Source organism: Pseudoduganella sp. R-31, from assembly GCF_049913235.1.
Classification (GTDB): Bacteria; Pseudomonadota; Gammaproteobacteria; order Burkholderiales; family Burkholderiaceae_D; genus Rugamonas.
On record NZ_CP183986.1, the window covers coordinates 18,844 to 29,239 of the forward strand.

A 10,396-nucleotide genomic window follows, 5' to 3' on the forward strand; every position below is an offset into this window, starting at 1 on the left:
TGAACGTTCGGGGCAATTACTCAAATTTAGAACGCTCAACTCATGCTTCCAAAACAGTGACGCAAATCTAAAACTCATTGAACGTCGCGACGTTCGCAAGGTCATGATTGCCACCGTTATACGGCTTCGGCTGTAATTTCTGCTTGCGGCACCACCGTCTTCGCCGCTTATAAATAGCAGGCTCAACTAACCAACTTACGGTATTTGCCGTGCTAAACTTGGTTGCATCTAATCAATAGGCATGCAACCAACTTTATGGCGACAGGTCCGAGCGAGGTAAAGACTGATGATTGGTCTTCGTTCGAGCTGGAAGCTGCCGTGGTCGCCTATCTGGAAATGCTCCGGCAAGAACTTAACGGGGCTATGTATGTGAAGGCGCATTTCAACAAGGCGCTTCGCGAAAACGAACTGTCCTCTCGCTCGTCTGGCTCCGTCGAGATGCGCATGCAAAATATTTCGGCAGTCATGATGAAGCTAAGGCTGCCGTTCATTCCTGGCTATTTGCCCAAAGGGCAGGTAGGCAGTCGCGTGAAGCCAGTCTTGATTGCCGCAATTGAGAGACATAGCGGGAACATGCCGTGGGCTGCAACCTCCGATCCGAGAACGTTGGATGAACGCGTTGCCGTCATGCTTTCGCAGCCGCTGGTGGATGCGCCGCCGGGGAATTCGACGCCCAAGCAGTCTATATCTCAAGTTACTGTGTTTGAACGTAGTCCAGCCGTTAAGGCCTGGGTACTAAAGCATGCCGGACCATATTGCGAAGGCTGTCACTCAGTCGCGCCATTCGAAGTTCAGCCTGGGGTTCCATACCTGGAAGTGCATCACGTTGTGCCACTGGCTGCTGGAGGCGAAGATACGGTGGAAAATTCCGTAGCATTGTGCCCAAACTGCCACCGTCGCTGCCACTATTCACACGCACGGTCGGAGTTCATTCGCGAACTCTATTACAAGATTCCGCGACTATTGCCGCGGCCGGCCGAGGATGATCAGTTCAATGCCTTCATCTGACCGAACAGAATGACGGGCTCTGGACAAATATTTCGCTTATTGATGAACTAGCTCGTTGGCCTGGGTCTAATGGAGCTCAACACCTTCTCCCATAGGTAAAGGGCCTCGCGATCAGAGATGCTGGCTCTAACGCCGCCAATCACGTTGTCTTTAACTCCGGTCTGCATCTGAATATCCAACACTGGCAGCAGAGGGTTCTTTGGTTCCCCTTGGCTCACGTATCCAAATTCGTGATGTTCGTCTCCGGTCTTTTGTGCGGGCATCCGGGCTCCGACTTCGAAGCCATCCCAGTTATCCACCTTCCTCGGCCCTCTGCTCAAAAACTTGATGCGGCTATGCCACTCCCCATTCCCATTTGCGACTGCATCCCTTTCTGCAGCCTTCAATCGCGGTTCGAGTGCATCCGAATCGATGTATATGTCCTTTTTGGTCATCTCAATAGAGATATGGACATCTGCGAACTCCTTCAGGCGTATCCCGATTGAGACCGCTTCCACCATGTATTTGTGAGGCGGATCAGCAAGGAAAGCGCCATCAATACACACGCCGGGTTCGCTCGGTATTTCGTCTTCCGCACGCGGGCGAAGGCGCTTGGCGACTTGCCTGGCGTCGTCGACATCGTCCAGGAACTCGTCTCCTTCGCCAAAGGCTTCGTACTCTTGCACGTAAAGATCCGAGCCTAGCTTTATCAACGACTGCACATTGTAAAAAGCACCGTCGCCCCGGCCTACACCAAAGACTATTTTCTGGTTTGGAGAGAAGCCTTCTCTTATCGTCCCAACCAGCGAACCTTTTTCCTTTAACGGCCCGTAAGCAAGCCATCTTCTCGACTCGCTCTCAGCCACCGCGCTCTTGATCGAAGCGTCGAAATTATTGCCTTCACCCGCCTTCCTCCAAATCTCAACAGGCAAGCGAGCTGGCCCGAAGACTATCTCCGCATTCTTCGGAACATCGACAATGAAACGTCCAATGCAAGTTGGCCTGACGTCTTCCGTTGTTGAAATGAGCCGATTCGAATCATTGTTCATTCTTCGCTCCGTTAACTTTCCGCAGCCAATACCAGCCACCATTGCGGTAGCGCACGCAAGAAGTTGGGTCCGCAAACCGATTCTGCTCACGTGCCCTCCCATCGCATTTGAGCAGCAATCTTGGCGATGCTGAACAACGTCGAGTGTAGGGCCCGGACATCCTTGTAGCTATTCTGATGTTCGTAGCCTGTCTGGAGATATTGCACCCTATTTGGCTTAAGCTCGGTCCACACGGTGAGCTCCTTGAACGTGAGCTCGTCACCTGCGAGCTGGTTGGACCGTTATGACGGAAAGCTGAGCGCGCACACAAGCGCAGCACGTTTATATCGGGCATTTAGCCGCGCCTTGCGGGCGAGCCGGATGTGCACACCAAGTTCATCGAAGCGCATCGCGGGGCTTAGCGATCTGCTCGACATGGCGTTACCGCCGAAGTCGGTCAATCGGCAATTCACCGGCGTGGAGTGCTTTGCCCGGCGCTACGTCTTCGACCCGGTGATCACCACGGCCTCGCAACGAAGATCGCGCAGGATTACCAGCCATGCGGAGCAAGTACACTGGAAGCGGAGACCGTGGGGCTCACTGGCGGCGGTGGCGCCTATTTTCGCGGCTTACCGATGGCCCATGGCCTTATGGAGGACGTAATCCTGTCCCAGAGGTAAAGTGCCTCTTGGTCAGATATGCTCGATCTCATACCGCTCGCCTTATTGCCCTTTACCCCCGTATCAAGCTCAATCTCGACTGACGGGACCATATGATTGCCGGGCTCTCCATGCGAAAAGAATGCGAATTCATGCGACTCCATCACCTGATTAATTCTTGGCTTTCTAGCCAGATACTCCGATCCAATCCAATTGCCGATCTTTCGTTCTCCTCGACGAATTACCCGAACCCGGTCGTACCAGCCTCCAGCACCGGACTGCCTTGCATCTTCTTCCGCAGCTGCGGAACGCGCTTCTAGCGAATCGCCTTCGACTTTCCTATCTTTGGTGATCAACTCTATCGAGAAATGGACGTCAGGAAATTGGTGCAAGCGAACACCCAACGTTACCGCCTCATAAATGGGTGATGAGGGTTCTACGATGAAGGCTCCATCAAGGCAGATTCCCGGTTCCGCTGGCACAGCGTCTGATGACCTAGCACGCAAAAGTGGCGCTATGTTTTTGAGCTGCACGACCGCATCGCGATACGCATCTCCGTATGACGTAGTCCTTTGGATGAAAAGGTCTTCTCCGACCCTTTGAATCGATTCAATTTCGTAAAACGAGCCAATTGACTTTGCGGCGCCGAAAATGATCTGTTGGTCTGCGACGGAACCGCTAATTACTTTACCAAACATTGAGTCACTCTTCAGCAATGGGCCTCTCGCACGAGCACGATCTTCTTCAATCTCTGAGAGCCGACTGTTGATCATTTCATCCAACTTCTCGCCGTACCCAGGCCATCTTTCGATTATGTATGGCAGTCTCGCAGGGCCGTATATCACTTCAGACTCCATTGGAATCTCCAAAACGAACCTGCCGACACAAACGATTCGCGTAGTCTTGAAGAGAGTAACAAGTCGATTGTTCGAATCCTGGTCCATGGCACGTCCTTTGTTTGCTATGATATGAAGCCCAAGTGCAGCCGCAGTAAAAAGTACTGCTAGCAGGGCCCTCTTACCTGGCCTCATTTGGACCACCACATTCTTGCGGCGATCCGCACCACGCAATACAAGGTGCTATCTAAAGCGCGCTCGTTCTTGTAGCTCTCTTGATGTTCGTAGCCTGTCTGACGAAAGACTCCTTTTACGTTCGCGCTCAACAGCTGGTGCTCTGCCGAGCGAAGCGGCACTGTTTGATCTCCTGCGCCAGATGAAGGTCCTAGACGTATTTTTGTATGGAGTTTGCGGCCGCCTTCCAGTTGTTCTACAGCCTCTAGCTCACCCTTCTTGTCATCCTTCACGATTTTCAAGTCGTGCCAATGGCGGCCGGTGTAATCACGGTGAATCTCCCAGACAACCGATTCCCAGGACGGTTGCGAGTTGTCGGCTCCGTAATGAACGTAGGTTCGCGGATGGTAATACTGTCCCAGCTTGTCGTGGAAGTCGCGCGCATCATCGACGAAGCCGCAAAAACGCAAAAATGTCGCATCAGGCGACCTCGCGGGATTTAACCATTCTTCACGAATTAACCCGTACCAGCGATCTCGCAATTTGTAGATTTCTTCATATGGATCGCCGTGCTTTGGAAAACTATCGTACTGGATACCATTGTGACGCACTATCAACCATCCGTTTCCATAGGCCTTGCTGGGCAACAGTTGCAAACCGCCAGGCGAATTACCTAGTACGGCAGTTACCTCACTTCCCTTATTGCCTATGATTTTTGGGACCGGGTCGAGGCCGGCCTTCTTCTCTTCAAATCCACATCTCATTCTCTTGTAGGCTGCCGGCGCACCGATGGCGGGAAGTACTCCGTGGACAACCCCTAGAATTTTGTCACTCATGTTCGCCATTTCAGGATGAGCCAACGCACGTGCTACAAGACCTCCCATTGAATGAGTGATGATGATGACTTTTTCGCATTCGAAACCGTAATCTTTATAATTTTCGATGAGCTTCTCTATGCGCTTGCGTATCGACAGCGCCGATTCATAATTCGATTGAAGCCAGTTGTAGCCCATCGCATGCACGGGAAAGAAATTCCCAAGCATTGCCCTCATGAGTTCGTCTTTTGACAGTGGTTTCAATGCCGGCGCATGGTGGGCTTGCCATGCACCCGGGTCAACTCCTATCATTCTCGATAGGGGCCCATTCTCGATTGGTGTATTCAGCGCCTCCTCAAGGCGCTCGAGTAAAATCCTATAACTGCCAAAGAACACTTCTCCCCACCCACGGCTCCTTGCCTTTTTTTCGATAGAAAGGCTGTTGCAGCCGAACCGAGGCTCGCCAACGAGTAGTGGAGAACCAGCCGAATATGCCAAGTCAACATTGATGTCATCAACTTTGCTATTTCTTTCGTCGGCTGTTTCATCAGGATCGCCGGTAGGGTTCGAATAAGGATCGTATGTATCGACCTCCGTGGCCTCCTGGTCCAGCAACCGTTGCCGTCGCCAAGGCCCTGTGTAAAGTAGACTTCCGACTTCACCTACCTTATCGGGAAGCCATACTGAATTGTTGGAATTTCCAAGTTCCTTTTGACGTTGGTCGCTAACTCGAAGATTTGAACCCATAATGCCGGGCAAGAAAACGATTGGTATCACGCGCCTAGGAGGCACGATCATTTTTTGTGGCGCACGGTCTTCTGTTGGGGTCGCAAACCCGTTCGCCTTCATACCACCGGACTTGAGATCAACTGCAAGTTGCGTTGCCATAAGGGCTCCTCGAATTCCGTTACTCCTTGGGCGATGAAGTCGTCAAAGGAGGCATGCAGGATGTGGTAACCAGGGTTGCGGCGGATTGACTCGCTGCCTTGCGTTGCTGCACAGGCACGTCTTCCAGCATTTGCGTCCAATGCGTCTGACACAGTTGCAATGGACGGCGGTAATCAGATCCTTGTATTGCTGCAAGAAACTCAGCAGGACGTTGCCCCCAGCGGGCTCCCGTCGTCTGTTTGACGCGAGAGTCTATGTTGGCATCCGTAATGGCCGCCGACATTGATCTACTGCAAAAGGCCTTGAGGTGGAAGTCTTTTTGGAGAGTGGTAATCGAGTCCGCTCCGGCTCTTCTGTTTCGCGAACTTGATCCTGAACAAAAGTGTGAATAGTTGCCAGTGGCAATATCGAACGGCAACCAAGTTCACATCATGCCAACAGATGCAACAGAAGTGTTGTATTATCAGGCTTAGGGCCATGAAATACAGCGAGTTCCGACGTTGGCTGGAGCGGCAAGGCGCCGTCTTCTCACCCGGCCGTGGCAGCCATCCCAAAGTGGATCTGAATGGTCGAACAAGTGTATTTCCCGACCACGGACCGAAGGAAATCGGTACCGGATTGGTCAAGAAGATCAAGAATGACCTCGGACTGAAATGAACGCATTGGCTCGACTTGAGGGACCAAATCCAAGTTGAACTACCCCGTCACTTTGACCCCCGACAGCAACGGCTCCTTTCTGGTTGGGTTTCCGGATTTTCCTGAAGCTAATTCAGTAGGAGACACTGTCGAGGAAGCATTGCATGAAGCGGTCGACGCCTTGATTACTGCGTTGGAAATTTACTTCGATGCGTGCCGTCCGGTACCGCAGCCTTCTGCGCTGGCCAAGGGCCAACATACGGTCGCTCTTCCCGCGCTGGAAACTGCCAAGGTACTCCTTTGGAATGAAATGCAGCGACAGCAGTTGCGCAAAGCGGACCTGGCGCGAATGCTGAATGTGCACCAGCCACAAGTGGATCGCCTGTTTGACTTGCGTCATTCTTCCAAGCTGGACTTCGTTGAGCAGACTGCCAGGGCACTCGGGCGACGTTTGACTATTGGCTTGCAGTGAGTCCTAGTGCTTGCACGGCATGGTGTCAGTCATCGTGAGCAATGACCTTAACCGCTTACAATAGCGACCGAATCGCAATCTCCCCAGTTCGGCTGCAATCCAGACAGCATTTGCCATGTCCATTCAGTTCCAAATATTCCCAGACCGTTCCGGTGCCTTCGACTATTCCAGCAACGCCACGAGAGTCGCCGGTGAAAAGGTCGACGAGCTTGCCGACCTGTGGCAACAAGGCCGTTTGAGCGAGAAGCGCTTTCAGGCCGCGCTTGAACAGCAGCTGCAGCAAACTCCATGGCTGCTGGATGCACACGTCTTCCTCGCATCGAACTATTTCGACCTCGGCAAGCCGGTCAAAGCGCTCGAAGCGGCGCAGCGAGGGTTGGACACTGCCCATGACATGATGCCGGAAGGGTTTTCCGGCAGGGTCGAATGGGGCCATCTGGAAAACCGCGCGTACCTGCGGATGCTGCATATCGCGCTGCTCTGCCTCTCACGTCGCCGCAAGCACACGGAGGCGGCGGAGATCGCCGTCCTGATGCTGGCTCGTAACCCAAACGACAACCAGGGTGCGCGTTTCGTGGTTGGCTCAGAACTGCTGCGTGCCGGCATGCGTAAAGAAGCTGCGGTGGCGCTGCAAGAGCACGCCGCTGACTATCCGCCTTACTGGTATGAACTGGGCCTGTGCCACGCTATCGACGATAACTGGGTGGCTGCCGCGACCGCATTCCGCCGCGGCTTCGCTGCTAATCACTACATTGCCGAGCTGCTGTTGAATGAAAGCCAGCCTCTGCCACTCCTGATTCATCACGGCAGCAACTTCGATGAGCCATCGACTGCTGCCGAGTACGTCAGCATGTATGGCGATCTATGGCTGGCACCGAATGGCGCGGTGCGCTTCCTGCGATGGCTGTACAACCAATCACAAGTGATAATTGAGCGTGCCGGAGTCCTGGCCTGCAAGGAGGAACTGCTGTGGGCGGCAAACAGCGCTGACGCGGGCAAGATCGTTCAGCGGCTCGATACGCTGACAGGCATGATTGACGACAAACTCTCCAAAGCGATTGTGCAGCAGCGCACCACCAGGCGCGGGCAAACTGGCTGGCCCTGGAACCTGGCGCTCGGCATGCTCTGAGACCGGATTACATCAATCCCACGCGCTGCAAGCGCTCAATCCAGGCGCGCCGACGTCTATGAGTGGACAACAGTTTCACCAAACCGCGCTGGAACTCGGGCGCCCGTCCGCCAGCCTTGAGTGCCTCGTGTAGTTCCAGTATGGCGCGTTGTGCCCGTTCATAGGCGGCGCCGGAGCCGGCGCGCAAGCAAGCGTCGATCTCCTGCCAGATTTGCTTCGCACGGTCCGCTACGCCAGCCAATTCCAGCGCCCGCTCGGCCTGTTGCGGCGCGCCGGTCATGATGAGTCGAACGACACTGCGCATCTGGTCAGGGGGCAGGTCGCGCATCCACTCTTCCAGCATCGCTGCGTGTATGTCGGCGCCGGCATCTTCTTCACTTGCGGACTGGGCAACAGCAAGTAAATCCTGATCAAGCTGCAGGAATTCGACAAGCGCCTGCTGCGCCGCGGTCAAGGTTTGCAAGCCCGGCGGAACCGGCGGCTCCAGGTCGTCGTCGTCAAGCTCTTCGCTGCACAGGGCGCCGAGCCAGCCCAGGTACAGCGGCCGCCGGTCCCCACGCAGCAATTCGTCGCGCAGCGGCGCCAGGCGCGCCATCCAGCCCGGTCCATCTTCGTCCGATTGAAAGCGTTCGTCGTATCCTTCTTCATCGGTGTAGGACCAGTCCAACAGCCAGTAGTGGCCACTGTCATGAATGGAAAATGCGCTGCAGCCATAAGAGCCCCGGTCTCGCCCGAACCCGGTTGCCTGGATAGCTTCGTTCGGCGAAAACAGCGGCTTGGGAACGCGCAAGATGAATTGGCATTGCCCAAAGTCCGATGAATAGACATGGGCATCGAAATAGCGCTCCATCCATTCGTACGGGTCGCCTTTCAGGTCGCCCCAATGGTAGGTATTGCTGAAGCTGCTGGCGGTGATGGTGGCCCGGGTTGAATAAGACCGCAGCTCGGCTTGCTCAGCCTTGCTGAGTGGCCGATCCAGTACTGCAAATTCATAGTATTGGTCCTCGCTCATCTTGATCCTCGATTATTGGGGACGTCGAGCCGGTACTCTGCCAGGCGCGATGCTGCACATGAATCATGCTCACGGCTGCGGACCTTCATCGCCTGGGAGAGCGATTTGGACTGGTACTTGCAAACGATCGGCTTCATCAGCGACATGGAAGCAACCAGCCAAGGCATGGATATCACGCGGCGCCACACCAGCTTCCCGGAACTCGTCGCGCCACGTCGATGCAATTGCTTTCACCTCGTCGATGATCGTGTGCGCTTCCTCTTTGGTCAGCAGGAACCGGCCACATTGGGAAAGTGCATTCGCAATGGTGCTCGCCGGCCCGAGCTCACCGACGCCGATACTTTGCGGCCGGCCTGGCGCTTCGAGATGCGGGACGATGTCAAATGCTGGAGAGAGCCGGTACTGACCTGGTTGAAGCATAAGGAAAGCATGATTGCGCAGGTGGTCGTCAACGTTACCCACCATGATATTGAGGATCATGCGCCTGTATAGCTCGTGTGCGTCTGCACGAGCGTCCAAGCCGTAGGGGCGCAAAATTTCGGCAATGCCTGCGTATGAGAAGTTTGTCACATATTCTCGACCGTCGTGACTAAGGGGGCGAGGGTCGAGGAAGCTATGCGCGCTTGCGTAGTGAATACGTCTGTCGCCGACGCGATCAAATCGCTCGACGAGCAAGACCGATCGATCCCTGATTTTGATCAGCTCGAACGAGGGAATATTGATACCTGCCCTGGTGCCGAGTCTCAGTGCCGCATATTCAGCTGCGGGAACGTCGAACAGGTCGTCGGGTCGACTGAATTTAGCGATATGTTCCGTTCCGTCGTGGATGACCACTGTTTTTGGGCGCACTCCGCCCAGGCCACTTCCGGGAAATAGCAAGTGAGCCGTCTCTGAATCAAATTTCGCCTCCGGGTCGATGGCGTAGGCCTCCATTTCCCGCAACGCCCTCGCTGTCAGCGCACGCGAACTTTGGATATCGGCTTTAAGCTGAGGTGGCGTATGGTGGTCGGTTGAAAATCCAAGGCAACCGGACCCATGGTGTAGTGAGCTGAGGAACCACTCCACAGCATTCTGGGGCGCTAATTTATTAGATTCACGAAGGAGTTTGAGCGTGAGTTGGGCGCCCCATGCGTTAGGGCCAGCATCGGAGAAAACACCATATGAGGAGTCTCCCCTCCGTGGAATTGCCATCTCAGGTTGTTGTAACGGCACATGGATTGGATCAAGCGCGAACGCGTGGGCCGTCTGCAAATACTTTAATCCATACCCGAACCGTCCGTTCCCATGCCCATCGAGTGCAAAGCGGCCAACTGGAATTGGGTTGGCAGGATTCGCACAGTCAAAAACGACACAAGATTGAATCGGCATTAGAAGTCCCGCTCAAGAGGAACATCATCGCTCGATCGCAAGTGTGCCGGCACACTTGGTTGGTTTACGAGCAGTTCAACGCTCGAAAGCTCTCTCAACGCTTCAAGGACGCTAAGCAATACGCCAATCGACACTCCAGGATCGCCCTGCTCGAGGCGTGCCAGCGTTTGTCGATGAACGCGGCAAGTCCTTTCGAGATCGGCCAATGATCGCTTTTGCGCCTTTCTCGCCTTACGGATGCGGTCGCCCAACCGTTGAGCGGCATCTTGAACTGCAGTGGAATTGAAGCTCTGGTCGCGTCGCATGATCGGGAAAGCTAACTGTATGGGCCTAACGCATACTACATCAATTTGATGCATAGATTCACCTTTTTACGAACAAAAGATGGATGT

General features: G+C 54.4%; 10 protein-coding genes. 4 read left to right on the forward strand and 6 right to left on the reverse strand.

The window, feature by feature from the left end; translation table 11 throughout:
• Positions 1 to 318 precede the first annotated feature (318 nt).
• A complete protein-coding gene (locus tag ACN9MY_RS00070; RefSeq protein ID WP_426336651.1) occupies positions 319 to 1,008 on the forward strand; it encodes an HNH endonuclease in 690 nt (229 codons plus the stop codon).
• A gap of 47 nt (positions 1,009 to 1,055) precedes the next feature.
• Here the strand turns inward: ACN9MY_RS00070 and ACN9MY_RS00075 are convergent, their stop codons facing one another.
• The 3 genes from ACN9MY_RS00075 to ACN9MY_RS00085 all read right to left on the reverse strand — a co-directional run bounded on the left by ACN9MY_RS00075 (position 1,056) and on the right by ACN9MY_RS00085 (position 5,387).
• Positions 1,056 to 2,036 carry a T6SS immunity protein Tli4 family protein gene (locus tag ACN9MY_RS00075; RefSeq protein ID WP_426336652.1) on the reverse strand — a complete coding sequence of 327 codons (981 nt, stop codon included), beginning with the start codon at positions 2,034 to 2,036 and terminating at the stop codon, positions 1,056 to 1,058.
• Positions 2,037 to 2,631: 595 nt separating this feature from the next.
• Positions 2,632 to 3,447 (reverse strand): T6SS immunity protein Tli4 family protein, encoded by an 816-nt coding sequence (locus ACN9MY_RS00080; protein WP_426337669.1) that lies wholly within the window; start codon positions 3,445 to 3,447, stop codon positions 2,632 to 2,634.
• 254 nt (positions 3,448 to 3,701) lie between these two features.
• Positions 3,702 to 5,387 (reverse strand): esterase/lipase family protein, encoded by a 1,686-nt coding sequence (locus tag ACN9MY_RS00085; protein ID WP_426336653.1) that lies wholly within the window; start codon positions 5,385 to 5,387, stop codon positions 3,702 to 3,704.
• Between the two features lie 477 nt (positions 5,388 to 5,864).
• Here ACN9MY_RS00085 and ACN9MY_RS00090 point away from each other — a divergent pair, with 477 nt between their 5' ends.
• From ACN9MY_RS00090 to ACN9MY_RS00100, 3 genes are all read left to right on the forward strand, one after another.
• On the forward strand, positions 5,865 to 6,044 hold the full coding sequence (locus tag ACN9MY_RS00090; RefSeq protein ID WP_426336654.1) for a type II toxin-antitoxin system HicA family toxin: 180 nt from the start codon (positions 5,865 to 5,867) through the stop codon (positions 6,042 to 6,044).
• A 34-nt stretch (positions 6,045 to 6,078) separates the two neighbouring features.
• Complete coding sequence (locus ACN9MY_RS00095; RefSeq protein WP_426336655.1) at positions 6,079 to 6,495, forward strand: type II toxin-antitoxin system HicB family antitoxin; 417 nt, start codon at positions 6,079 to 6,081, stop codon at positions 6,493 to 6,495.
• A 115-nt stretch (positions 6,496 to 6,610) separates the two neighbouring features.
• Positions 6,611 to 7,624: a hypothetical protein gene (locus ACN9MY_RS00100; protein WP_426336656.1), complete on the forward strand. Its 1,014-nt coding sequence runs from the start codon at positions 6,611 to 6,613 to the stop codon at positions 7,622 to 7,624.
• 7 nt (positions 7,625 to 7,631) lie between these two features.
• On the opposite strand, the gene ACN9MY_RS00105 is transcribed toward ACN9MY_RS00100, so the two are convergent.
• The 3 genes from ACN9MY_RS00105 to ACN9MY_RS00115 all read right to left on the reverse strand — a co-directional run bounded on the left by ACN9MY_RS00105 (position 7,632) and on the right by ACN9MY_RS00115 (position 10,363).
• A complete protein-coding gene (locus ACN9MY_RS00105) occupies positions 7,632 to 8,636 on the reverse strand; it encodes a hypothetical protein (protein WP_426336657.1) in 1,005 nt (334 codons plus the stop codon).
• Positions 8,637 to 8,705: 69 nt separating this feature from the next.
• Positions 8,706 to 9,569, reverse strand: coding sequence for a type II toxin-antitoxin system HipA family toxin (locus tag ACN9MY_RS00110; protein ID WP_426336658.1), 864 nt, complete (start codon positions 9,567 to 9,569; stop codon positions 8,706 to 8,708).
• Between the two features lie 434 nt (positions 9,570 to 10,003).
• On the reverse strand, positions 10,004 to 10,363 hold the full coding sequence (locus ACN9MY_RS00115) for a helix-turn-helix domain-containing protein (protein ID WP_426336659.1): 360 nt from the start codon (positions 10,361 to 10,363) through the stop codon (positions 10,004 to 10,006).
• Between the last annotated feature and the right edge of the window lie 33 nt (positions 10,364 to 10,396).